Consider the following 24,834-nt stretch of genomic DNA (forward strand, 5'->3'; position numbering starts at 1 on the left):
AGGATTGAAGATAATTGGGGTATTTTTATTTAAAATACGTAATGAACAACTGCAAATACAACACCTGCTAAAGTTGCTGATACAGGTATAGTTAATACCCAAGCCCATAATAAGCTGTAAGTAACTCCCCATCTTACTGCTGATATTCTTTTTGTTAAACCAACACCAATAATAGAACCTGTTATGGTATGTGTTGTAGATACCGGAATACCAAAATGTTCTGTAATACCCAAGGTTAACGCACCCGCTGTTTCAGCACTTACGCCTTCTAATGATGTTACTTTAGTAATTTTTGTACCCATTGTTTTCACAATTTTCCATCCACCACTCATGGTTCCTAATGCTATTGCAGCATAACAAGATAGCGGTATCCATTCCGGCATTGGCGAATTAACATCTAATACATTATTTGCCACCAAAGCCATAAAAATAATACCCATTACTTTTTGAGCATCATTACCGCCATGCGTAAAACTTAATGCAGCAGAAGATACCAATTGAAGTCTTTTAAACCATTTTTCGGCAGTAGATGGTCTGGCATTTTTAGAGAGATTTATAATAATTAAATTAATAATTACAGCTATTATCATACCTATAATAGGCGCCAAGACAATAAAAGATACCACTTTAATAATTGGGGTAAAGTTAACCGCATTAAATGCAGTTTCGCCTAGTGTTAAAGCTTTTGCCATACCTGCGCCAGCAAAGCCACCAATTAATGTATGCGAAGAACTAGATGGAATTCCGTAATACCAAGTCAATAAATTCCAAGAAATTGCAGCAATTAAGCCTGATAAAACAACTTCTAGCGTAATATATTGCGCAAAAACCGTTTTGGCAACGGTATCGGCAACTTTATGATCTGTAAAATAAAAATAAGCGGCAAAGTTGAAAGTTGCTGCCCATAAAACTGCCTGAAAGGGCGTTAATACTTTTGTTGACACAATGGTGGCTATTGAGTTTGCCGCATCGTGAAAACCATTTATAAAGTCAAAAACTATAGCTAAAATTATAACAATAACAAGAAGCGTAGTAACCATTTTTTGTTTTAATATTTAAAATTTAAGCGTTTTTAACCAAAATGGTTTCTAAAACATTAGCAACATCTTCGCACATATCCGTGGCTGATTCTAAACCACTAAGTACTTCTTTATACTTCATAATTACTTTAGCATCGTCTTCAAAGTCAAATAAATCTCCAATTGCTTTGTCAAAAACGTAATCAGCTTGGTTTTCAATACTGTTAATACGTACGCAAGAATCTGCAATAAGTCTTATGTTTTTTAAGTTTTTAAGCTCTTTAATGGCTTTATCAACATCAACACATGCTTGTCCTACTAACTCAGCTAATTTTTTAATAGCCTCGGTAGATTCGTTAACGTTATATAATAAAATACGGTTTGAACTGCCATGCATATAATCAGCAACATCATCTAAAGCTGTAGCTAAAGCATGAATATCTTCTCTATCAAACGGGGTGATAAAGGTTTTGCTTAACTCTAAATAAACTTGATGAGTAATTTCATCTCCTTTATGCTCTAATTGCTCAATTTGCTTGTGCAGCGGCAACCTAACTTTTAAATCATCTGTTTCTACCAAAAGCTTAAGTAACACAGACATCTCTACCAAGTTAGCACTTGCGTTTTCGAAAAGAGGAAAAAATTTTCTGTCTTTAGGGATGAAATAAGAAAAAATATTATTCATTTTTAGTTCAATATTATGAACTGCAAAAGTACCACGCCAATGTTAACAGAATGTTAAGTTTTAGTATTAGTCTTGATTAATTAACGGAATATTTAAAACATCCTTATGTTTTTGAATGGTAAAGCCAAAAGTTGACCCTAATTTATGGGTACTTCTCACATTTATAGTTTGATGATGCGCCTCTACAATATGTTTTACGATTGCTAAACCTAAGCCAGAACCGCCAATTTCTCTTGATCGGCTACTGTCTGTACGGTAAAAGCGTTCAAATAACCGAGGTAAATGTTCTTCATTAATTCCAATACCATCATCAGTTATTTCTACCAAATACTGATCGTGTAAACTAAATATAGATATGGCAGTTGTACCGTTTGGTTTACCATATTTATATGAATTATTAATGAGGTTTACCAATACCTGCCTGATTTTTTCCCTATCTGCATAAACCCAAGTGGGTACATCGTATTTTTCTTTAAAAATTAAGGAAATGTTATTTTTTGCCGCTTTTAACTCTAAAGATTCTTTTACCTCTTTAATTAAGGCAGTTAATTCAAATTTTTGATAGTTAATGGGTATTTCACCACTTTCTAGCTTAGATATTTCGTTTAAATCTTTAATTAAGAAACTTAGGCGTTCTACATTTTTAGAAACTTTATCTAAAAACTTGTGTGCCAAATCATGGTCTTCTAAACCCCCATCTTGTAAAGCATCTACATAACCTTCGATTGCAAAAAGTGGAGTTTTAAATTCGTGAGATATATTTGAAAGAAATTCTCTTCTAAATTTCTCCTGCTTTTTTAAATCGTCTATTTCAATTTTTTTGTCTCTAGCCCATTCTTTAACTTCTTGTTCAACATCATTTATCGGGTCTGGACTAACATATTCCCCTAAAGCATCCTTTAAATCTTTACCTAGTTTTAAAGTATGTATCATTTTATAAATGATTTTAATTTTGGAGTAAACGTATTTTTCTATCAAAAAATAGAAAACAAAGTAGCTTACAATGGTTGCACTTACCAAAGATACGCCAGAATAATACCAATTATGTTGGAAATAAAGGTTAACCGCAGCTATGGAAATACCAACCGCAAAGGCATTAATGAAAACAAGGGTACGTAACTTCATAATGCAAGGTAAATATTATTTTAGAATGAATTACCATGAGTTTTCTTCACAATTTCTTGCGTAAGAAAAGGGAGTTTTTTCAAGCTTGCTACAGCAATTTCAGTCAATATGTTATTGCCAAATAAATTTTGAATTCCTCGACCAATTTTTAGGCGTAATGCAAATTGATTATTCCAGTTTTTAACGTAAGCCGCCTCTAGGTTTAATCTTTTTTGTGGTGTTAAACCATTACTGCAATTAGCAATAATTTCTTCAGCTAATATTTTTCCCGAATGTATGGCTATTGCCATTCCGTTTCCGCAAAGTGGGGCAATCATTCCTGCGGTATCGCCACACATTAATATATGGTTTTCTATTAAAGATTTTTTTTCGAAAGATATTTCATTGATGGTTTCGGGCTTTTCCCAAATAAATTGAGAATTTTTAAAATGATTTTTTAAAAGTGGGTTTTGGTAGAGGATATTCTCTTCCATTGCAGCAATACTACCGTATTGTTTTAAGTATTTATTCTCTGCTAAATAACATAAACAGTATAAATCTTTTTCTATTTTACTCAATCCACAATATCCGCCTTTAAAATTATCGAGTTGAATAAGGTCTTTAGCAAAATCTGTTTTGATATGATATTTAACGCCAACGTAAGGACTACGTTGATAAAAGAAATTACGCTTCAATTTTTGATCTAAGTTTGATCTTTTTCCAAAGGCTCCGATAACTAAATCGGCCTGTAAAGTTTTATTATTTAGTTCAACTTCCAAAATTTGATCTTTGAAAGTGACGTTGTTAACTTTTTGCTCTAATAAAAAAGTAACTCCAGCTTTTAAAGCTATTTGGTACAAAGCAATGTCAAGCTCAAACCTACTTATGCCAAAAGCGCCTAAATCTAGATTAGTTTTTAGCGAATTTCCTTTTGGCGATGTAATGACTAATTTATTGATTTTTGCGGCTCCATAATCATTAGGCTTAAAGCCGATGCTTTGTAAAAAAGGTAAAACTTCGTTACTTACATATTCACCACAAACTCTATTAAAAGGATAGCTTTTACGCTCAATAAGTACAACTTCAAAATCCTTTTTTGCCAATAAAATTGCACTGGTTAAACCTGCCAAGCCACCACCAACAATTATAATTTTAGGTTTTTTTGCACTCATTTGTATATTCAATCAATTAGTCGCCATAAAGGTTTTCTGCTTTCAGCTTTCCGCCTTATTTATAAATGATAATTTGCCACCTAAAAGCCCACATCCATTTAATGGTATAGTCTTTTGCACCAACTTTTTGTAATAAATATGCTAATTCTGTACGCTTAAAACTTCTTAATACAGAAAGCTTACTGTCATGTTTTACCATTGCCGATTTAGAAAACAATTGCGTTAACCAACCTATAGAATGGTATGCCAAAGGATGGCGATGTAAATCATTGATGACTACCGCTGTTTTTGAAGCAGCAATCATTTTCTTTACCAGTTCTACCCAAGCATCATCATCAAAATGATGTGTAAATAGAGAACTAATTACCACATCAAACTCGTTTTCTTTAAAAGGTTCAGTTAAAACATTGGCCAACCTAAATTTTAAATTTGGATAGTTTTTATTGGCATTATTTGCATAATCAACTGCTGCTGCCGTAGCATCAACACCTATAAAATTTAATTTTAAACCTTTTTTTCTAAAATAGCTGTCTAATACTTTTAAGCTATCGCCACCGCCACAACCCCAATCGCAAATGCTATCACCAATCCTGATGTTAATTTTATCAAAGGCATCGTAAAAAACAGAAAAACCGCCTAATAATTTATTAATGGTTTCCAACTCCTTTAAAACTGGGTCAATCTCCTCTTTAGGTAAAGAGAAATTATCCATAATTTCTTCTTCGGTACTTCTTTGGCTAAAATTAGGCATGTTTTAAAATCATACTTTCAAAAGTTAATCCCGGACCAAAAGCAAAACTCAAAATGTATTCTTCCTCTTTTTTTGATTTTAATTTCTTACTTAATTCATCCAAAACAAAAACTACTGTGGCAGATGACATGTTACCATAATTTTTCAAAACCGAATACGCAACATCATTTTCATTGTTCTTAAGTTCAAAAACTTGGTCGCAAACTTCTAAAATTTTACGTCCGCCGGGGTGTATGGCATAAGATGTAATATCTTTAAATGTTAAATTAGCTTTTTCTAGCAGTTTATTGGCAATGCTTTTAATACCGGTTTGTATTTCTTTAGAAACTTTATTGGTGAGTTGCATTTCATAACCAAAATCGCCAATTTTCCAAGCCATTTCATTTTTTGCTGTAGTTACTACTTCTGTGTAAAAAGTATGCAGTTCAAATACTTTTTTTTGTGTATTCTCTTCATTTTGAACAATCATTGCCGATGCACCATCAGCAAAAAGCGAATTAGCCAACCAATTATCTAAAGTATTTTCTTTTTGAAAATGTAAGGTACAAAGCTCTATATTAACAATTAAAACATTGGCTTTTTTTTGTGCTTTACAAATATAATCGGCAAATTTTAATGCGTTAAAAGCACCATAGCAACCCATAAAATTAATGCAAGTACGTTCTACAGCTTTATTTAAGCCTAAGCTTTCCACAAGTTCAATATCTAAACCGGGTGCATACATGCCGGTACAGCTTACGGTGATTAAATGTGTAACTTCTTTTATTTTAAAATCAGGGAGCTTTTTTAAGCAATCATCAATCGCCGAAAGGCTTAAACTTAAAGCATTTGATTGAAAAATTGCGCCCCTTTGTGCAGTTGTAGGGAACGGCATTAAACCTAAATCATTCCCAAAAAAGCTGTAGTTGCCTCTTTTTGATCCAAAATCATTTAAAACAGAATGTCTTTTATCAATACCCGAAACCTGATAAAGTTTATGTAAGCGTCTTGCGTTTTGTTCATCTAATTGGTGTGCATCTTTCATAAACTCAAAAATTTGCTCTTGAGAAAACTTATTTTTAGGATTGCTTGTTCCAATTGCTGATATGATGCTGGTCATCTAATCTATTTTTATAATTTTGATTATTAATATTTTAAATGACTAAAGGATTTAAATCTGTATTACTGCACCTTAGGTTGCCATTCTCTTTACTGTTGTTGCCTGTATTTTTGTTTGCAATAGCTAATGTTACTATTGTTAACAATACTAGTGCCGTACTGGTTTTTTTAATATTACATTTATTTATTTACCCTGCAAGTAATGGCTACAATAGTTTTTTTGATAAAGACGAAGGCAGTATTGCTTTAATTAAAATGCCGCCTAAAGTTAATTACTCCTTATACATTACGGCAATTAGTTTAGAATGGGTTGGTGTGCTCTTGGCTTTATTGGTAAATATTAAGTTTGGTGTTTGTGTTTTAATGTATAATTTCCTTTCTAAAGCATACAGCCACCCTAGTATTAGGCTTAAGAAATACCCAATTATTAGCTTTTTGGTGGTGTTTATTTTTCAAGGAGGGTTTATTTATTATACAGTTTATACCGCCGTTGCATCAGACTTTATAGCATTTACTGCCGATGATTTTATACCTGCTTTAATTTGTAGTTGTTTGATTGGAGCCTCTTACCCGCTTACTCAAATTTACCAACACAGTGAGGATGGTAAAAGAGGCGATAAAACGTTAAGTATATTGCTTGGTTACAAAGGCTCTTTTGTGTTTGCAGGCTTGGTGTTTTTTTTAGGCTTAAGCCTGATGTGTTACTTTTGGTTAAAGCAGGAGCAATTATTTAATTTTTATGTTTTTGCCGCTTGCTGTTTGCCTTTGTTTGCTTATTTTAATTGGTGGTTTTTTAAAGTGATAAAAGATAATAAAGCCGCAAACTTTGTTAATGCAATGCGCATGACTTTATTAAGTGGTATTACCATGCTTGGCTATTTTACTTGGCTGGTGCTTGCGACCTAATTTTTTCAATATAATCTTCTGGAAAATTGTGAGCTATTGCATCTGAAATAATATTTTCTACATATTTTAAATCGGGATATATTCCTGTTTCGCAATGCGAGCAAATAAATGCGAAGGCTTTTACAACTCCATTTTCTGTAATAATATCAAACTCTTTTAAATTGTATTCTGGTTCTGTTTGTGATAACTGCTCAAACTTTTTTTCATCAATTTGATATAATAAGCCTAAAGTGTATTCATTTTCAGCAGGTTGTAAATTGCCTCTTGCACTACCATCAGGGTTTTTACGACTAAACCTAAAAGCATAATTTTTCAATTCGCCTTTATCCATTAACTTAACAGGCTCGTTTACCCTAAACTCTACCATCGTAAGGTTTAAACCACTACCGTATCCAAAATATAAAAAAGTATTTTCCATTATCGTTTCCCTTCCCATTCTGCAAAAAACTGTTCCAAATACAGTACCATAAAATCATGACGTTGTTTGGCAATTTGCTTCCCGGTTAAGGTATTCATTTTATCTTTTAATAGCAGTAATTTTTCATAAAAATGATTGATGGTTGGGGCTGTAGTGTTTTTATAAGCCTCTTTACTTTGGTTTATTGCTGGTTTAATTGCTGGGTCATATAATTCTCTGTTTTTGAAACCACCATAAGTAAAAGCTCTAGCTATCCCAATAGCACCAATAGCATCTAATCTATCAGCATCTTGCACCACTAACATTTCTGGCGATGTAAATTTAACCTCCCCTAAACTGCTTTTAAAAGACATGTTTCTGATAATTTCTTGCACATGCACAACCGTTTCTTCATCAACATTAATTGATTTAAGGAAATCGCCTGCTTTTTGTGGCCCTATTTCTTCATCACCATCGTGGAATTTTGCGTCGGCAATGTCATGCAGTAAAGCTGCCAATTCTACAACCTTTAAATTTACTTTCTCTTGCTTTGCAATTTCTCTTGCGCTTTCCCATACTCGTTCTATATGCCACCAATCATGTCCTGCTTCAGCATTTTTTAATTCTTCTATTACAAAATCTTGGGTGAGTTGTATTTGATTGTTCATTTTATGATGTATTTACCTAGGTTTTAAATATCGTTATAATTAGGTTTTTAAAATAAGATTTTTAAGTAATTAATTAAGGGCTGATTTTTGTTTTCAGTGCTAAATCATCAAAAGTGACGAGTAACACATAAATATTTGGTTGGTTTATAACGTTTTTAATATCTTTGCTGCTCATTTAACATCGTTTACAGCGATATCAATGAAATATGAAAGCTTACCAAACACTTCTTTATTATTGCTATAGCCACATCCAGGATGGGGAGCAATACACCGCACAACATTTAAAATTTTGTAAAGCACATGGCTTAAAAGGTCGTGTAATTATTGCCGATGAAGGTATTAACGGAACCGTTTCTGGTACTGTTGAAGCTTGTAAGGCTTACATGGATTATGTTTATGCCGATGGCAGATTTAATGCTACCGAGTTTAAAATTGATGAGGTTAATGAACCTTCTTTTATTAAAATACATGTAAGGTATAAATCTGAAATAGTTTATTCGGGTTTAAAGAACCCTAATTATATTGACCCAACTAAGCAAACTGGTAAATATTTAGAGCCTAAAGAATTTGCAGAAATGAAAGACCGCGATGACGTGGTTGTTTTAGATGTACGCTCAAATTATGAGCATAAAATGGGCAAATTTAAAAATGCAGTCACTTTAGATATTGATAATTTTAGAGATTTTCCAGCCATGATAAATGAGCTGGCTCAATATAAAGACAAAAAGATTTTAACCTATTGTACTGGTGGCATTAAATGCGAAAAAGCATCTGCACTATTATTGAAAGAAGGTTTTAACGATGTTTACCAGTTACATGGAGGTATAGTAAAATATGGAAAGGAAGCCGATGGAAAAGATTTTGAAGGTAAATGTTATGTTTTTGATAACCGTTTAGCGGTTGATGTGAATAAGGTAAACCCTGTGCTTATTTCTACTTGCGGCAATTGCGGTACAACTACTCCAAAAATGATTAACTGTGCAAACCCAGAGTGTAATAAGCACTTTACACAATGTGCAGCATGTGGAGAAGAATTAGACGGCGCTTGCTCTATTCATTGTAAAGAGCATCCGCGTAAACGTCCTTATGATGGTACTGGTTATTATGTTAAAATTCCGCAACCGGTAGCACCTAAAGTTGCTAGAGTATAAAAACAAAAAAACCTTAAGAAATTAAGGTTTTTTTGTTTTATGGATACCTATTTTGTAACGTTTATTTCCTTGTATTAGTTAAAACACCCAACTCTGTGTTCTCCGAGTTCTTTGTGGTTAAAACATTTTCACCAAAAAGAAATAGATGTGTGTTAATTTTTCTCCCTCGGATCTCACAGATTTTCGCAGATTCTTAACAGTCGGATAATCCTTCAAAAAACTCCATTTCCTTTGCGGTTGAATGAATCTTTAAACACCCAACTCTGTGCCCTCCGAGTTCTCTGTGGTTAAAACATTTTCACCAAAAAGAAATAGAGGTGTGTTAATTTTTCTCCCGCAGATCTCGCAGATTTTCGCAGATTCTTAACAGTCGGATAATCCTTCAAAACTTTGTTCACTCTGTGTAAAACTTTGTTCCCTCTGTGGTTAAATAAAAACTCCGTTTCTCTGTGGTTAAATAACCCTAAAAGCTCTATTTTAAAGCCAATTTAACCAAAACAGGGCAATGATCCGATGGATATTTACCTTGATAAGTATCACTTAAAACACCCCATTTATTAGTAATAAAATGCTTACTCACAAAAACATGGTCTATAATAGCTGTGCCTTTTACTGATTTACCAAAATTTTGAAAAGAATTATTATTTGCATAAGGATATTTTACTTGCGTGTAGCTATCGGTTAATAAATTACTTTCTGCAATTATTTTATAGGGGTCGCTACTGTGGTTTCCGTTTAAATCGCCCATAAAAATAGCAGGTTTGTTACCCGCTATTTCTTTTATTTTTGCCAAAATAAGTTTACTGCTTTCTTTACGAGCAATTACTCCTTGATGATCATAATGGGCATTAAAAACATAAAACGACTTTTTGGTTTTTTTGTCTTTTAATAAAACCCAAGAGCATATTCTTTTGCAACAAGTAGCATCCCAACCTAAACTTGGTTGTTCTGGCGTTTCTGATAACCAAAAATCTCCTTGGTTTAGTAGTTCAAATTTGTCTTTTTTGTATAAAATTGCAGAGTGCTCACCAGCATCCTTTCCGTCATCACGCCCTTTGCCATAAACAACATAATCTGGTAAAGCAGTTAAAACATCTTGTAATTGGTTTTTAAAAGCTTCTTGTGTGCCTAAAACATCAAAATCATGAAATCTGATTAAATCACTTACCGCATTTGATCTATCGGCCCATAAATTACCAACATCAGATGTGTTTTGTAAACGTAAATTAAAAGTACCTACTGTAAAGTTTTGTGCATTTACAGATAGGATAACTAAAAACAACAAACTAGTGAGCGTAATTTTTTTCATGGTGTTTTGATTTAAAATTTGATAAATAATAGTCCAAATTTAGTTTATAAAATAAAACTAAAAATTAAATTTAGGTTACGTTATTGATTTCTTAATACTTCTAAAGGCGGGCGATACAATACTTTTCTGCTACTTAGAACTCCCGTTAGCACTACCAAAGCCAAAATAATTAAAAACAGTACAAGAATGGGCAATATATCTGGTGTGAAAGTGCTATTAAAACTAAATACAGCTAAAGCCCAACTACCAACAAGTGCCAGTATTATTCCGGTTGCACTTGCAATTATTCCCAAAAATAAATACTCTAATGCCGTAATGGTTAATATTTGTTTTCTGCTTGCACCTAATGTTCGTAGCAAAATGCTTTCTTGTAATCTTTGGTTTTTACTAATCATAACTGAGGCTATTAATACAATCCAGCCTGTTGCCATGCTAAAAGCGGTCATAAATCTAATAACAAAACCAATTTTAGAAAGCAATTCGTCCAAAACTTTTAGAATGAGTTTTAAATCAATCATAGAAACATTTGGAAAAGCTTTTACAATAGCTGTTTGATAGCCTGCAGAGGCTTTGCTATCAGGTAGGTTAGTCATCAATACATGAAATTGTGGTGCTTCTTCCAAAACTCCTGCCGGAAAAACAACCCTAAAATTGGTTTGCATGCGGTTCCAGTTTACTTCTCTTAAACTTCCAACTACGGTGGGCAACAATACTCCCTGAACGTTGAATACTATCTTATCGCCAACTTCTACTTTAATTCTTTCGGCGTATTTTTGTTCTAAAGAAACGTAAACCGGTTCTGTTGGCTTTGTAATCTTGCCAACCCATTCACCATCTGTTATTTTTTCTGCCTGTGTTAAAGTATCTTGAAAAGTTACTCTCAATTCGCCTCTAAAAGCTCTTTGTGATGGTTCGCCTTCTTCTTTTTTGTTTTTTTCTGAAGATAAGCTATCAGCAACAGCTAAATCTGTAGCGTTTTTGCCATTTATAGATTCAATTCTTACGGTAACAATTGGAACTTGATTGATAACTGGCAAATTAAATTGCTTGGTAACTTTTGCTATGCTATCTTTTTGGTCGGGCTGAATATCAAACAAAACCATATTTGGCTGGTCATTTCCGGATGCAAGCGTTACACTTTTAATTAAAATTCCCTGTACAAAAAACAGCGTACAAATAAATGCAGTAGATAAACCAATTGACACTGTTAGCATTAAAGTTTGATTATTTGGCCGATATAGATTTGCAAAACCTTGTCGCCACACATAAGCTAAAGACTGCGGAATGGATTTTTTTAGCAACCACATTAACAATTGCGAAATGATAAATAGCAGTATAAAGGCAATAATTATACTTCCCGTAAACGCTAATGCCTGCAACCAACTGCCCATTTGTAAATAGGTAAAGCCAAATACAAACAAAAAAATGAGTGCATAAACCAATCCTTTTTGCAAATCGAATTTGTTGTTATTACTCTCAAAAGATGCTCTTAGTGCATTTAATGGTGATATCTTACGCACACTTAATAATGCGGGTAAGGCAAACAAAATGGAAATAACAATACCCAAACCTATGCCTTGCGCAATTGCCGACCATGAAATTTGCATGGAAATTTCTACTGGTAAAAAATCTTTTAAAACGGTAGGCAGTAAAAATTGGATTGCGGTGCCTAAAGCGGTTCCTAAAATGCCGCCTAATAAACCTAAAAAGAAAACCTGTAATAAAAAGATTAAAAACGCTTCTTTTGCTTTTACGCCTAAACAGCGCAAAGTAGCAATGGCACTCAGTTTTTCTTTGATATAAACATGGATAGCGCTACCAACACCAATACAGCCTAATAAAAGGGCAATAAAGCCTGCTAAGGCTAAAAACTTACTTAAATCTTTAAAAGACCGCCCTGTACTTTCTTTTGTTGAGGCAATGGTTTCTATCTCAAAACCAGCTTTTTCTGCTTTTGGCTCTAAGCTTTTTATAACTTTATCAACCGCTTTTGCATCTTTAAACTTGAAATAGTATTTGTACTGAATTCTACTACCAATTTGTGTTAAGCCTGTTTCTTCTAAATATTGTAATGGAATGTAAACCACTGGCGCAACAGCAGCAGTGATACCGGTTTGACCTGGTGCTTTTTCTAAGGCCCCAGCAATTTCGAAATTGAGTGACCCAACTTTAATAGAATCGCCAACATTAGCACCGTATTGAAGCATCAATGTTTGGTCAACAATGGCACTTCTTCCTTTCTGAAAAGCTCTTGCTGCGGATATTGGTTTGGTTTCTATTTCGCCATAAAATGGGTAATTTCCTTGTAATGCTTTTATTTGTACCAGCCTGCTATTTTGGTTTTTAATAAAGTAAACCATAGATGCAAAGCTTCTTTCGGTACTTCTCTCATCGCCTAGCGTATCTAATAATTTAGCGAAATCTTTTTCAGCGGGTTTTCTACTTTCAAAAGTTAAATCGGCACCAGCTAAAGATTTGGCTTGGCTATCAATATCTCGCTCTAAATTATCTCTAAAAGAATATACCGCCACCAAAGCGGCTATTCCCAAAACAATAGAAGATATAAATAGTAATAACCTTGATTTATTTTTCCGACTATCTCGCCAGGCCATTTTTAAAACCCAAGCAAAATCAATTCCTTTTCTCTGATTATTCACAATTTAAACAGTTTGATTGATGATTGTAGGATTTTCAAGAGTAGGTTCATCGCTAATAATTTCGCCATTTTTAATTTTGATGATTCTATTGGTTTTAGCGGCAAGTTCTAAATCGTGGGTAACAATTACCAAAGTTGTGCCTGCTTGGGTATTTAAATCAAACAAAAGTTGCTCAATCTTAACACTGGTTTCACCATCTAAATTCCCGGTAGGTTCATCGGCAAATAAAATTGCCGGCTTGGTAGAAAAAGCTCTGGCCAAAGAAACCCGCTGTTGCTCACCGCCTGAAAGTTGAATAGGGTAATGATGAGAACGATCTGCCAGTCCAACTTTATCCAATAAGTCTAAAGCAATAGTTTTAATATTCTTTTCTCTACGCAATTCTAACGGAACCATCACGTTTTCTAATGCGGTTAAAGTGGGCATTAACTGAAAATTTTGGAAAATAAAGCCAATATGCTGGTTTCTTACAGCGGCTAACTCATCTTCAGTTAAGCCTTTTAAATCAATACCGTTTAAAATAACGTTGCCTTCTGTAGCTTTATCCAAACCTGCACACAAACCTAATAAAGTTGTTTTTCCACTTCCGGATGCACCTGTAATAGCAAGAGACGATCCTTTTTTTACAAAAAAATTGATATTATGGAGCACTTGCAAAGATTTTCCTGCGCTTATATATGTTTTATTAACGTTTCTGATGTCTAAAATATTGAAATCTTGCATTCGGTCAGATTATTGATACGATGATTATTTAAACTAATGGCTAAAATATCTGTTTAAATGATAGGTTTTAACATTTAAAGCTCATTTTTGATTTTAATATATAATTATGTTACGAATTACTTCAACTTTATTATTCATCACTTTGTTTGCTGTGGCTTGTGGAAATCAATCTAATAAATCCCAGAACGAAGAAAAAGCACAGGCCGAAAGCCAGAAAACAGCTAACGTTGCAGCCAAGAATATATTATTTTTTGGAACAAGCTTAACTGCTGGCTTAGGTTTAGAACAATCTGAGGCTTATCCTGCATTAATTCAGCAAAAAATTGATTCTTTAAACCTAAACTATAAAGTAATTAATGGTGGTTTAAGTGGTGAAACATCTGCCGGGGGTAAAAGTAGAATAGATTGGCTTTTAAAACAACCTATTGATGTTTTTGTATTAGAATTAGGAGCAAACGATGGTTTAAGAGGAATATCAACAGATGAAACTAGGGCAAACCTACAAGCTATAATTGACAAGGTTAAGCAGAAATATCCTAATGCAATTTTGGTGATGGAAGGTATGCAAATGCCTCCTAACATGGGCCAAAAATATACTCAAGATTTTAAGGAGACTTTTAGTTTGCTAGCAAAAAAGAACGATATGATTTTTGTTCCTTTTTTATTAGAAAATGTTGGTGGAATTGCATCGCTTAACCAAAAAGACGGGATACACCCCACAAAAGAAGGACAAAAAATATTAGCAGAAAACGTGTGGAGCAAATTAGCACCTGCGCTTAAATAAAATATTTTGAGTGTGTTTTACTCCAATGATATACCATATTTGGGTTAAAATTGTAAATTAGTATTCATTTAATAACCAATGAAGCTTAGAGTTTTAGCTTTTGCCATTTATATCTTTATTTCAGTATTGCATGTTTTTGCACAAAACATACAAAATATTGGAGTGCCTTATGTTGAAAATTTTTTTAAGTCAAGCTACCAAGCGGGTAACCAAAATTGGGCAATTGCTAAAGGTAATAATGGCATTGTTTATTTTGGTAATGCAGACGGACTGCTATCTTTTGATGGCAAGTTTTGGCAAACACATGAATTGCCAAATGATTTAATCGTTCGGTCTGTTGCTACTGATCACAAAGGAAGAATTTATACCGGTAGTTTTGGAGAATTCGGTTACTGGGAATATAATCAGGAAGGCATACTTAAATATCATTCGTTAAAAAATTTGGTGAAAGATAAAACCACACTAAACAACGAAATTTGGAAGATTTATGTAGATGGCGACCGGGTTATTTTTCAAAGCTTTGCTAATATTTATATCTATCAAAACAATAAAATAGAATTGGTAGAAGGTAAAGGATCTTTTCTGTTTTTATTAAAAGCTGGAAATAGGTTTTTTGTAGAAGTATCTAAAAATGGGCTTTACGAGCTTAAAGGAAAAAAACTTTTTCAAATACCAAACAATAACCGTTCAGAAATTAACGGAGTACTTTCCGTAATGCCTTTTGGAGATAATAAATTTATTATTGGCACTGCAAAAAATGGACTTTTTATATATGATGGGTTAAACTTTACTGCGTGGAAAAATGAAGCAAGTGATTTTCTAAAAACCTATCAACTAAATAATGGGGTAAAAGTTTTCGGTAAATACTATGCCTACGGTACTATTTTAAACGGTATAATTATTGTAAATCAAAACGGTAATATTTTGCAGCATATCAATAAATCAAGCGGTTTGCAAAATAATACTGCTTTAAGTTTATATGCAGATAGTTTAGAAAACCTTTGGGTAGGTTTAGATAATGGCATTGATAGGGTTGAATTAAACTCCCCATTATATTTCTTTTTTGATAAAAATGGGGAATTTGGAACCGTTTATTCTAGTATAATTTATAATGGCAATATCTATTTAGGTACAAACCAAGGTTTATATTATAGCAGTTGGAATACTGCTAAAAACAATCGCCAATCATTTAATTTTAAATTTATTCCTAATTCTCAAGGCCAGGTTTGGGATTTATCCGTTTTTGACAATCAACTTTTTTGTGGTCATAATAACGGTACTTATTTGGTTAAAGACGGTGTTATTCAAAAAATTGCTGATATAAGCGGTGGCTGGACAATTAAACGGATGAAACTATATCCAGATAAGCTGATACAGGGAACATATACAGGTCTAATTATTTACAACAAAACGGCCAACGGATATTCCTTTTCGCATAAGGTTGCAGGATTTAGAGAACCCAGTAGGTATGTTGAACAGGACGATAGGGGCAACATTTGGGTAAGCCATCCTTACAAAGGAGTTTATAAAATAAACTTAACCGAAGATTTACTAACTGCTAAGCGTGTAAAAGCCTACGATGAAACAGCTGGATTACCAACTACTTATCAAACCAATACTTTTAATTTAGATGGTAAAATTATATTTTCATCATCAAAAGGATTTTATGTTTACAACGATATAAGTGATTTTTTTACGCCATACGGAGAACTGAATTCAAAATTAAAAAGCTTTGCACCATCCAATAAAGTGATTAAAGCTGATGATAAAAGATATTGGTTTATAGACCATGGCAAAGTAGCATTAGCCAATTTTACACAATCCGGAAAATTTACTTTAGATTCTAGCATGTTTAATGTTTTAAACGGAAGAATGGTTCAAGATTATGAAAACATTTCGAAAATAAACGATAATCTTTTTTTAATAAGTGTTGATGATGGTTTTGTGATTTATAACAAACAAAGTTTAATGCAAAAACCGAAAGTATTGCCTAAGCTTATTATTGGTAGGGTAGAAAACATAGCTGCAAATAACTACCTCATTACAGAAAACCCAACATTTTCAAAACAAATAGAGCTTAAGTATGCGCAAAACAGCATTAGAATAACTTATAGTTTGCCTTTTTACAGGCAGGGGAAAATTAAGTACCAATATCTTTTAGATGGTTTTACCAATAACTGGTCATCATGGACAAACGCTACCCAAAAGGACTTTACCAATTTACCTTATGGCAATTACACTTTTAAAGTAAGGGCAGTTGTGAATGATGGTTCTTTATCTGAAATATCGAGCTTTAGTTTTGAGGTATTACCACCTTTTTATGCCACAGTTTGGGCTATGCTTTTTTACTTTTTACTACTGATAATAGCAGTTTATTATATTAGAGTATGGTATTTTAAAAAGTTGAGTAAACATGAAGCAGAAATTCAGTTAAAGCTTCAAAAAGAGCGAGATGAACATTTAAAAGAAGAGGCTTTAATTAACGAGCAAAAATTGATTAAGTTAAAAACTGAAAAGTTACAAGCCGAGATAGATAGTAAAGGCAGAGAAGTGACCAACTCGGCAATGAACATTGTTTATAAAAATGAATTATTGCAAAAAATTAAAGAAGATATAGCCAACCTGAAAGATGCCCAAGGCAAAAAACTTGGAGATGACCAATTAAAACGCCTCCAAAAGATTATTGACGAAGGAATGAATGACGAAAGAGATTGGAATTTATTTGAAACCAGCTTTAACGAAACCCACGAAAACTTCTTTAAAAAACTAAAAGCAGAACACCCAGATCTTGTGCCGAATGACTTAAAACTTTGCGCTTATTTAAGAATGAATATGAGCAGCAAAGAGATGGCTTCCTTATTAAATATTAGTGTTAGAGGAGTTGAAATTAGAAGGTACAGGTTAAGAAAAAAATTAAATTTACCTCATGATAAAAACTTGAACGAGTTTTTAATCGAGCTTTAGCACTACATCATTACCTCTCAAATGTGTACACTAAATATTTTTTTATTAAGATTTAACTGTAATGCTTGATGTAGTTAAAAAAACTTTCATTGGTTCTTAAAAAGGCTTTATTTCTATTTATGACCACTTTTTAAGTCGTATTTTTTGCAACAAATTAAAGCATGATGTAGTGATGTTGAGGTGGTTTTTTTGGTTTATAGTGTAAATGGTATCAATTTTACATAACCAATTAATATTAATTCAACAAAAATTATGAAACGAAAAGCTTTACTATTACTGCTATGTCTTTTCTCTTTTATTTATGTTTCGGCACAAGATGTTAGAATTACCGGTAAGGTAACTGATGCAAGAAATGAAACACTTATTGGAGTAAGCGTAAGCGTTAAAAATTCAACCATTGGCACACAAACAGATGTAAATGGTAATTACGCTATTACAGTGCCTAGCAATGGCACATTGGTATTCACCTATCTTGGCTTTACAACTCAAGAAATCTCGGTGAGTGGAAAAACCTCCATCAATGTTCAATTGATGTCTTCAAATCAAGCATTAGATCAAGTAGTGGTTATCGGTTACGGTTCTCAACGCAAGAGAGATTTAACTGGTTCAATCACTTCAATAAGCGGAGAAGAGATTAGCAAATCTCCTAACTTAAGTCCAATTGCAAGTTTACAAGGAAAGGTTGCAGGTTTAACTATCGTAAATGGGGGCTCACCTGGTGCTTCACCTGTGGTTCGTATTAGAGGTGTAAATAGCACCAACTCTGCTAATCCAATTTATGTGGTTGATGGTATTATTCAAAATACGATTGATTATCTTAACCAAAATGATATTGAAAGCATTGAGGTTTTAAAAGATCCATCTTCAACTGCAATTTTTGGTGTACAAGGTGGTAACGGTGTTATAGTTATTACTACTAAAAAAGCGGGAGAAGGCAAAACTACTATTGCTTTCCAATCTTCTGCTGGTATCCAAAAAATTGTGGATAAAATTGATGTAGTAAACGCAGCTGATTTTAAGCGTTTGTATAACGCACAATTGGCAAACCTTAATGCTGCTCCGTTCGATTATACAAATTATACAGCAGACACAGACTGGCAAGATTTGATCATGCAAACTGCACCAATGTCTAATAATAATTTAACGGTTTCTACAAATTCAGGTAAATCTTCAACCCTTATAAATTTGGGTTATAATACACAAGATGGAGTGGTTAAAAACGGAAGTTACGATCGTTACAATGTGAGATTTAACCAAGAAATACGTCCAACAGATAATTTTAAGTTGGGAGCAAATTTTACTGGTTCTCGTACCTCTTTTAATCCAACGGCTGTAAGTTTAAGTAACGCATTATGGGCAGCGCCAATTGCACCCGTACAGTTAGATGAAAACACTTATTACAGCATGCCAAGTTTTCAAAGGGCACAAGTTGGTAACCCAATTGCTAACTTAAACCGTAATGACAGAACATCTGTTAACAAAAATTACTTTGCAATAGGTACGGTTTATGGCGAGTTAAAAGTGTTAAAAGATTTTAAGATTAGGTCATCTTTTAATGCGGACATGCGTTTTACTGGGTCTAGAGGCTATAGCCCTTTACCGTTTACGTTGATAAATTTAGGTGAAGGTTTGGCGCAAACGGAAAGCTTTTTTGATAGAAATGTTAGAACTAGCGTTAATCAGAATCAGGGAGAGTCTAGGAGTTATCAGCAAGATCATACAATAACGTACGATAAAACATTTAAAGAAAAACATAAAGTTACCACTTTAGCAGGTTTCAGTTCTTTATATAGGGCTGGCCAAAACGTTAGCGGTAGCAGAAGAGACACCACACTAAATATTCCAAACCATCCAGATTTTTGGTATATTGATATAGTGAATAACTCAAATCCAGCGCCTTCTCTTGGTGGCGGAGGTACAGAAACTTCCCAACTTTCTTATTTTGGTAGAGTAAATTATGCTTTTGATAATAAGTACCTTGTAAACGCTTCGGTAAGGAGAGATGGTATTTCGAAATTTGCGCCACAAAACAGATGGGGGACTTTTGGTAGCGTTGGTTTAGGTTGGGTTATTAGTGAAGAAGGTTTTTTTAAATCTAATATTAAAGGGATTGATTTTTTAAAGTTCAGAGGTTCTTGGGGTACTTTAGGTAACGCACAAGGTTTCGCTGAAAACTTGTATTTACCTGGTGTAAGCATTACTGATGTTGGTGTTTTTGGAGATAACGTGTTTACTTCTGTTTCTCCTGCTTACATTGCCGATCCTAATTTACGATGGGAAGTAGTAAGAGGTATTGATTTTGGTTTTGAAGGACTTGCACTTAATAGTAGATTGAACTTTGACGTTGCAATTTATAACAGAACAACTAAAGATATTTTAACCAATGTTATACAGCCAAGTGAGTCATTAAATTTAAGAACAAATATGGGAAATATTAGTAATAAAGGTATAGAAGTTGCTTTAGGTTGGAAAGATAAAGTTGGAAATGATTTTACATATAGTGTAAATCCTAATTTTAGTTATAATAAAAACAAAGTAGAGTCTATTGGTAATAACTTCAATTTTGGCTTATTCGGTAACGGAGGCGTAAACAGAACTGTTAGTGGAGAATCCATTGGTCACTTCTTTGGCTTCCGCCAAACAGGCATCTATCAATCAACAGCTGATATGGATAATGTAGCCACTTTCCCAAATTCTCTACCGGGCGATATTTCATATGAAGATACTAATGGTGATGGGGTACTTACACAAGATGATCGGATAAATTTAGGTTCGCCATTACCAGATTTTTTATACGGAATAAACTTATCATTTAGCTACAAAAATTTTGATTTTCTTGCAGAAGGACAAGGTGTTGCAGGTAATTTTATATATACTCAACGCAGAACCCAGCGTTTTGCTGTAGTAAATTATGAAAGTAACCGACTTAATGCTTATACCACACCTGGTTCTAGCAATATTGAGCCAATTTTAGATAGTACTAGACCAAATAATTATTTTATGAGTAGTTATTTTTTAGAGCCAGGAGACTACTTTAGGTTAAGAACATTGCAATTAGGTTATACTTTTAATAAGAAGCAATTAACAGCATTAGGATTATCAAATATTCGTGTTTTTGTAAGTGGTCAAAACTTAAAAACTTGGACCAAAGCAACGGGTTACACACCTGAAGCTTCTGTGGGTAGCATTTTAGGTGGTGGTGCTGATAATGGCGTATATCCAATTCCAGCTATTTATACCGTTGGACTTAATTTGAATTTTTAATCATTAAAATAAGATATAAAATGAAAACATTTTTAAAGCTGAAATTTGGCCATTTTGTACTTGGTACATTGGTGGTTGCTCTAACTCTTGGTGCTTGTCAAAGAAACTTCTTAGATCTGCGCACTCAAGGTGAGTACAATATAGACAATTATCCTTTTCCTGGTGGCGCTGGTCCTTATGATCAGTTTATAAACGGAGCATATTCAGACCTTAGAAATTTTGATGTTACAGTGCAGGCATTTGTTGGTATAACCAATATAAGAAGTGATGATGCTGATAAAGGTAGCACTCCATCAGATGGTGCAACATTACAAGAAATGGATGCTTTTACCATGACTCCTGCTAACGGTTTAATTAATGGTTTTTGGTTAGGCCATTTTAGATTAATTTCTAGTGCTAACTTTATTTTGGACAGGATTAAAAATGATCCAAATCCAAATACGGCTCCATCTCTTAAAATAGATGCAGAAGCACAAGCTAAATTTTTTAGAGCCTATGCTTATTTTATGATGGTACGTTCTTTTGGTGCAGTACCTATTATAGATAGCGTAACAACTGGTACCGTAGGTTCAACCAATGTGCCACGTAGTGCGCCTTCTTTAGTTTACGCATTTATTGAAAACGATTTACGCTTTGCCGCTGCAAATTTATTGCAAAAATCTGCCTATGATAGAAGGTTTATTGGCAGAATTACAGCTGGTGCTGCAAATGGATTGTTAGCCAAGGTGTATTTAACACAGGGTAAATGGGCGCAAGCACAAGCTGCTGCAGATTTGGTAATGAAATCTGGAGAGTATGACTTATCTGTTTCGTATCGTGATATTTTTGAAGAAGCTGGCGAAAATTCTAGAGAGTCTATATTAGAAGTGCAAGCTACTGCAGATGCTGCAAACCCTACGATTTTCGGCTCTCAATATTCTCAAGTTCAAGGAGTAAGGGGCGCTGGTGATTGGAATTTAGGATGGGGCTTTAACGTACCTAGCACAGCTTTAGATGCTGCTTATGAGCCAAACGATCCGCGTAAGGCGAGAACTATTTTATACAGCGGTGGTACTTCTCTTTACGGCGAAGCTGTTCCGGCAGGCTTACCAAACCCAAGATACAACAATAAAGTTTCAAGCCCTAGATCCCGTCAAACTCAAGTAAATAGTCGCTCTGCTTTTTGGAACAATGTTAGGCTTTTACGTTATGCAGATGTTGTTTTGATGTATGCAGAAGCAAGTAATGAAATTGGTGGTACACAAAATACTACAGATGCACTTGCTGCTTTAAATAGCATAAGAGCAAGAGCAAGAAGAGGGGCAGTTGCAGGTACTTTACCAGATGTTACCACAAGAGATCAAACGCTCTTACGTGATGCAATTCATTTCGAACGCAGAATAGAATTTGCAATGGAGCATGAACGCTTTTTTGATTTGGTAAGATGGGGAACTGTTGCTGTTGTGATGCAAAACCATGGTAAAGCGTTTGTTCCAAATAAACATGAGCTTTTACCCGTACCGCAAGTTCAAAGAGATTTAAGTAGAGGTGTTTTAACTCAAAATCCTGGCTATTAATTTTAAAAAAATGAGAAATTTAAAATATAATATATATAATTTATTTGTACTAGGTGCAATGGTTATTGCTGTTTCATCTTGTAAAAAGGATGGTAACCCAAACAATTTACCAAGTGTGTCGGCAAGCAGTTACGAAGGTAAAATTGATGGTTATTTAAGTTCGGATGAAGTTTATCCCAAAAACTTGGTGGCTTATTGGAGTTTTGATACTGATAATAAAGAGACTAAAAGTGGTGTTGCACCTACAACAGCTGTAAATAGCTCCCTAGTAGATGGCGGCGTAAAAGGGAAAGCATTAAATTTAAGCGCTGGCTATCTTTATTATGCTACACAATTAAACGCCTTTAAAACCGATTCTTTAAAAAGTTTTACAATAAGTTCTTGGGTTCAGATTTTGAATAACGGATCTAAAAGAACGATGCTATTTACTATAGCTCGTCCCGGTATTTTTAACGGGAGTTTAGATTTTAGGTTAAACACAAATAGTTTCCCGTCTACAACTACAAATATATTAAGAGTAGGTCCAAGATTTACAACTGTTGGTGGTGGGTCACAAGATAATTTAAACAATAGTTTATCACCTATAATTGGTGCTGATAAATGGACTCATTTGGTATTACGTTACGATGGTACAACAGGTGTATTTAATATTTTTGGCGACGGTGTGAATATTGGTTCTTTTAATAACCGTGGTGTAGGTAATAATTTATTTAAATCCTACGAACCAGGAGAGATTATTATTGGTGCACATTACAATAATATACCAGGTAAATCTACCAATGCCGATGTAACATTTGCGGCCATGACTGGTAAGATAGATGAAATGCGTGTTTACAATACAATATTACCAGATGCTCATATTAAAGCCCTTTACAACTTAGGTATAGCAGGTAAATAAATATTTACTTAATAAGGCTGTCTAAAAAAGTTTTAGGCAGCCTTATATTTATAACTCATCTAATGAAAAATAGCAGTCTAACAGGTTTTAAGCTTATCGTTTTTTTTTGTTTTTTGGCTTTCACAAATTGCAAAAAACAAGCAGAAACACCCGAGTCACAAGATGCAAGTATTTCATTTACTGTTGATGGAGTTTATAACGGCACCTTAACCTATAAAGATGTTAAGGTAAATCCTATTATAAGGATAACTTTTACTGCGCCAATTATACAAACAGTATTACCACTTATTACCTTAAAAGCAGCTAGTAATCAAAATGTACCTATTAATTATACCTTATCTCCAGATGGTTTGGTGCTTAGCATAAGTACCCAAAATACTTTAGAGTCTTTTAATAATTATGAACTTCAGGTGCCAGCATCCCTAACCACTCAAAGTGGAGGAAAACTAATAAACCCTTTGCGTATTTCTTTACAGGCTGGTTTAAACGATAATGATAAATTCCCTCGTATTACAGATAATGAATTACTAACACTTATACAGAGGCAAACCTTTAAATATTTTTGGGATTTTGGGCATCCTAATAGTGGTTTAGCCAGAGAAAGAAACACCTCTGGAGACTTGGTAACCACTGGCGGCTCTGGCTTTGGCATAATGTCCATTGTGGTAGGCATCAACAGAAACTTTATTACCAAAGCCGAAGGCTTGGCTCGCTTACAAAAAATTGTAGGGTTCTTAAAAACTGCCGATACCTTCCTCGGAGTTTTTCCTCATTGGCTTAACGGTAATACCGGTAAGGTCATCGCTTTTAGCGCAAAAGATAATGGTGCCGATTTGGTAGAAACTTCATTTTTGATGCAAGGATTGTTAGTTGCAAGACAGTTTTTTAATGGTATCAACCCTATCGAAACCCAATTGCGGGCAGACATTAATCAAATGTACAATAACGTGGAGTGGAACTGGTTTACAAAAGGTACAGGAAACAATTTGTATTGGCACTGGAGCCCAAATTTTGGCTGGGATATTAATTTGCGCATTAGGGGCTGGAACGAGTCTTTAATGGTTTACGTTTTGGCTGCATCATCAAGCACTTACACCATCCCTAAAGTTGTTTATGATGAAGGCTGGGCAGGTAATGGCAGTATGCGGAACGGGCGTACTTTTTATAACACCACTTTACCATTAGGTAGCGATAATGGCGGACCTCTATTTTTTGAACATTACTCTTTTTTAGGCTTAAACCCAATTGGTTTAACAGATGCTTATGCCAATTATGAAACGCAAACCGTCGCCCACAGTAAAATCAATTACAACTACTGTGTGGTAAATCCTAAAAACTTTACCGGTTATAGTGAAAATTGTTGGGGGCTAACTGCAAGTGATATAAACGGAGGCTATACCGCAAGCTCTCCAAACAATGATAGAGGCTATATTGCTCCTACAGCAGCTATTGGTTCTATACCTTACACCCCACAAGAGTCTCTGCAGGCAATAAGATTTTTTTATTACAAACTTGGTGATAAGCTTTGGGGAGAGTATGGTTTTAAAGATGCTTTTTCTTTAAGCGACCCTTGGTTTGCAAATTCGTTTTTAGCTATTGACCAAGGACCACAAATTGTAATGATAGAAAATTACCGTACTGGACTTATTTGGGATTTATTTATGAGTTGTCCAGAGGTGAAACTTGGACTTGTAAAACTAGGATTTAAAAGTCCTAAAATTTAGTTTA

At 34.1% G+C, this 24,834-nt stretch carries 19 protein-coding genes; 8 read left to right on the forward strand and 11 right to left on the reverse strand.

Going from position 1 to position 24,834, the window contains the following annotated elements; translation table 11 throughout:
* Nucleotides 1–29 precede the first annotated feature (29 nt).
* From ACFSSE_RS01505 to ACFSSE_RS01530, 6 genes are all read right to left on the reverse strand, one after another.
* Nucleotides 30–1,040 (reverse strand): inorganic phosphate transporter, encoded by a 1,011-nt coding sequence (locus ACFSSE_RS01505; protein ID WP_379040905.1) that lies wholly within the window; start codon nucleotides 1,038–1,040, stop codon nucleotides 30–32.
* A gap of 22 nt (nucleotides 1,041–1,062) precedes the next feature.
* Nucleotides 1,063–1,704 carry a DUF47 domain-containing protein gene (locus ACFSSE_RS01510; RefSeq protein ID WP_379040903.1) on the reverse strand — a complete coding sequence of 214 codons (642 nt, stop codon included), beginning with the start codon at nucleotides 1,702–1,704 and terminating at the stop codon, nucleotides 1,063–1,065.
* 66 nt (nucleotides 1,705–1,770) lie between these two features.
* Entirely contained in the window at nucleotides 1,771–2,829 is a 1,059-nt protein-coding gene (locus ACFSSE_RS01515; protein ID WP_379040901.1) for a sensor histidine kinase, read from the reverse strand.
* A gap of 20 nt (nucleotides 2,830–2,849) precedes the next feature.
* A complete protein-coding gene (locus ACFSSE_RS01520) occupies nucleotides 2,850–3,980 on the reverse strand; it encodes an NAD(P)/FAD-dependent oxidoreductase (protein WP_379040899.1) in 1,131 nt (376 codons plus the stop codon).
* A gap of 55 nt (nucleotides 3,981–4,035) precedes the next feature.
* The gene (locus ACFSSE_RS01525; RefSeq protein ID WP_379040898.1) at nucleotides 4,036–4,731 is read right to left on the reverse strand and encodes a methyltransferase domain-containing protein; all 696 of its coding nucleotides are present in this window, start codon (nucleotides 4,729–4,731) and stop codon (nucleotides 4,036–4,038) included.
* Complete coding sequence (locus ACFSSE_RS01530; protein ID WP_379040897.1) at nucleotides 4,724–5,830, reverse strand: type III polyketide synthase; 1,107 nt, start codon at nucleotides 5,828–5,830, stop codon at nucleotides 4,724–4,726. Before ACFSSE_RS01530 ends, ACFSSE_RS01525 begins: the two co-directional genes overlap by 8 nt.
* A 38-nt stretch (nucleotides 5,831–5,868) precedes the next feature.
* Between ACFSSE_RS01530 and ACFSSE_RS01535 the strand changes: the two genes are divergently transcribed.
* Nucleotides 5,869–6,735: a UbiA family prenyltransferase gene (locus tag ACFSSE_RS01535; RefSeq protein ID WP_379040895.1), complete on the forward strand. Its 867-nt coding sequence runs from the start codon at nucleotides 5,869–5,871 to the stop codon at nucleotides 6,733–6,735.
* Here the strand turns inward: ACFSSE_RS01535 and ACFSSE_RS01540 are convergent.
* Nucleotides 6,710–7,171: a gamma-glutamylcyclotransferase family protein gene (locus ACFSSE_RS01540; protein ID WP_379100666.1), complete on the reverse strand. Its 462-nt coding sequence runs from the start codon at nucleotides 7,169–7,171 to the stop codon at nucleotides 6,710–6,712. The genes ACFSSE_RS01535 and ACFSSE_RS01540 overlap by 26 nt on opposite strands.
* Nucleotides 7,153–7,800 (reverse strand): HD domain-containing protein, encoded by a 648-nt coding sequence (locus ACFSSE_RS01545; RefSeq protein WP_379040893.1) that lies wholly within the window; start codon nucleotides 7,798–7,800, stop codon nucleotides 7,153–7,155. Before ACFSSE_RS01545 ends, ACFSSE_RS01540 begins: the two co-directional genes overlap by 19 nt.
* Before the next feature lie 206 nt (nucleotides 7,801–8,006).
* Here ACFSSE_RS01545 and trhO point away from each other — a divergent pair, with 206 nt between their 5' ends.
* Nucleotides 8,007–8,951 carry an oxygen-dependent tRNA uridine(34) hydroxylase TrhO gene (gene trhO / locus ACFSSE_RS01550; protein WP_379040892.1) on the forward strand — a complete coding sequence of 315 codons (945 nt, stop codon included), beginning with the start codon at nucleotides 8,007–8,009 and terminating at the stop codon, nucleotides 8,949–8,951.
* 472 nt (nucleotides 8,952–9,423) lie between these two features.
* Here trhO and ACFSSE_RS01555 read toward each other — a convergent pair whose 3' ends face one another.
* From ACFSSE_RS01555 to ACFSSE_RS01565, 3 genes are all read right to left on the reverse strand, one after another.
* Nucleotides 9,424–10,260 carry an endonuclease/exonuclease/phosphatase family protein gene (locus tag ACFSSE_RS01555; RefSeq protein ID WP_379040891.1) on the reverse strand — a complete coding sequence of 279 codons (837 nt, stop codon included), beginning with the start codon at nucleotides 10,258–10,260 and terminating at the stop codon, nucleotides 9,424–9,426.
* Nucleotides 10,261–10,340: 80 nt separating this feature from the next.
* Nucleotides 10,341–12,917 (reverse strand): ABC transporter permease, encoded by a 2,577-nt coding sequence (locus tag ACFSSE_RS01560; RefSeq protein ID WP_379040889.1) that lies wholly within the window; start codon nucleotides 12,915–12,917, stop codon nucleotides 10,341–10,343.
* A gap of 3 nt (nucleotides 12,918–12,920) precedes the next feature.
* Nucleotides 12,921–13,640: an ABC transporter ATP-binding protein gene (locus tag ACFSSE_RS01565; protein ID WP_379040888.1), complete on the reverse strand. Its 720-nt coding sequence runs from the start codon at nucleotides 13,638–13,640 to the stop codon at nucleotides 12,921–12,923.
* Nucleotides 13,641–13,746: 106 nt separating this feature from the next.
* Here ACFSSE_RS01565 and ACFSSE_RS01570 point away from each other — a divergent pair, with 106 nt between their 5' ends.
* The 6 genes from ACFSSE_RS01570 (at nucleotide 13,747) to ACFSSE_RS01595 (ending at nucleotide 24,830) form a co-directional block, all read left to right on the forward strand.
* Nucleotides 13,747–14,424 (forward strand): arylesterase, encoded by a 678-nt coding sequence (locus tag ACFSSE_RS01570; RefSeq protein ID WP_379040886.1) that lies wholly within the window; start codon nucleotides 13,747–13,749, stop codon nucleotides 14,422–14,424.
* 78 nt (nucleotides 14,425–14,502) lie between these two features.
* Entirely contained in the window at nucleotides 14,503–17,388 is a 2,886-nt protein-coding gene (locus ACFSSE_RS01575) for a triple tyrosine motif-containing protein (RefSeq protein WP_379040885.1), read from the forward strand.
* Nucleotides 17,389–17,640: 252 nt separating this feature from the next.
* A complete protein-coding gene (locus tag ACFSSE_RS01580) occupies nucleotides 17,641–20,652 on the forward strand; it encodes a SusC/RagA family TonB-linked outer membrane protein (protein WP_379040883.1) in 3,012 nt (1,003 codons plus the stop codon).
* Between the two features lie 20 nt (nucleotides 20,653–20,672).
* Nucleotides 20,673–22,208, forward strand: coding sequence for a RagB/SusD family nutrient uptake outer membrane protein (locus ACFSSE_RS01585; RefSeq protein WP_379040882.1), 1,536 nt, complete (start codon nucleotides 20,673–20,675; stop codon nucleotides 22,206–22,208).
* Between the two features lie 10 nt (nucleotides 22,209–22,218).
* A complete protein-coding gene (locus ACFSSE_RS01590) occupies nucleotides 22,219–23,106 on the forward strand; it encodes a LamG-like jellyroll fold domain-containing protein (protein WP_379040881.1) in 888 nt (295 codons plus the stop codon).
* A gap of 62 nt (nucleotides 23,107–23,168) precedes the next feature.
* Nucleotides 23,169–24,830, forward strand: a complete 1,662-nt coding sequence (locus tag ACFSSE_RS01595) for a glucoamylase family protein (protein WP_379040880.1) — start codon at nucleotides 23,169–23,171, stop codon at nucleotides 24,828–24,830.
* The last annotated feature ends 4 nt before the right edge of the window (nucleotides 24,831–24,834 follow it).

This window comes from Pedobacter alpinus, assembly GCF_042684645.1.
GTDB lineage: Bacteria > Bacteroidota > Bacteroidia > Sphingobacteriales > Sphingobacteriaceae > Pseudopedobacter > Pseudopedobacter alpinus.

Bases quoted from the DNA above. Each gene is read 5' to 3' on its own strand.
- ACFSSE_RS01575 (WP_379040885.1), top strand. From the start codon at position 14,503: ATGAAGCTTAGAGTTTTAGCTTTTGCCATTTATATCTTTATTTCAGTA.
- ACFSSE_RS01525 (WP_379040898.1), bottom strand. From the start codon at position 4,731: ATGCCTAATTTTAGCCAAAGAAGTACCGAAGAAGAAATTATGGATAAT.
- ACFSSE_RS01545 (WP_379040893.1), bottom strand. From the start codon at position 7,800: ATGAACAATCAAATACAACTCACCCAAGATTTTGTAATAGAAGAATTA.
- ACFSSE_RS01570 (WP_379040886.1), top strand. From the start codon at position 13,747: ATGTTACGAATTACTTCAACTTTATTATTCATCACTTTGTTTGCTGTG.
- ACFSSE_RS01540 (WP_379100666.1), bottom strand. From the start codon at position 7,171: ATGGGAAGGGAAACGATAATGGAAAATACTTTTTTATATTTTGGATAC.
- ACFSSE_RS01580 (WP_379040883.1), top strand. From the start codon at position 17,641: ATGAAACGAAAAGCTTTACTATTACTGCTATGTCTTTTCTCTTTTATT.
- ACFSSE_RS01590 (WP_379040881.1), top strand. From the start codon at position 22,219: ATGAGAAATTTAAAATATAATATATATAATTTATTTGTACTAGGTGCA.
- ACFSSE_RS01555 (WP_379040891.1), bottom strand. From the start codon at position 10,260: ATGAAAAAAATTACGCTCACTAGTTTGTTGTTTTTAGTTATCCTATCT.
- trhO (WP_379040892.1), top strand. From the start codon at position 8,007: ATGAAAGCTTACCAAACACTTCTTTATTATTGCTATAGCCACATCCAG.
- ACFSSE_RS01510 (WP_379040903.1), bottom strand. From the start codon at position 1,704: ATGAATAATATTTTTTCTTATTTCATCCCTAAAGACAGAAAATTTTTT.
- ACFSSE_RS01595 (WP_379040880.1), top strand. From the start codon at position 23,169: ATGAAAAATAGCAGTCTAACAGGTTTTAAGCTTATCGTTTTTTTTTGT.
- ACFSSE_RS01515 (WP_379040901.1), bottom strand. From the start codon at position 2,829: ATGAAGTTACGTACCCTTGTTTTCATTAATGCCTTTGCGGTTGGTATT.
- ACFSSE_RS01565 (WP_379040888.1), bottom strand. From the start codon at position 13,640: ATGCAAGATTTCAATATTTTAGACATCAGAAACGTTAATAAAACATAT.
- ACFSSE_RS01505 (WP_379040905.1), bottom strand. From the start codon at position 1,040: ATGGTTACTACGCTTCTTGTTATTGTTATAATTTTAGCTATAGTTTTT.
- ACFSSE_RS01520 (WP_379040899.1), bottom strand. From the start codon at position 3,980: ATGAGTGCAAAAAAACCTAAAATTATAATTGTTGGTGGTGGCTTGGCA.
- ACFSSE_RS01585 (WP_379040882.1), top strand. From the start codon at position 20,673: ATGAAAACATTTTTAAAGCTGAAATTTGGCCATTTTGTACTTGGTACA.
- ACFSSE_RS01530 (WP_379040897.1), bottom strand. From the start codon at position 5,830: ATGACCAGCATCATATCAGCAATTGGAACAAGCAATCCTAAAAATAAG.
- ACFSSE_RS01535 (WP_379040895.1), top strand. From the start codon at position 5,869: ATGACTAAAGGATTTAAATCTGTATTACTGCACCTTAGGTTGCCATTC.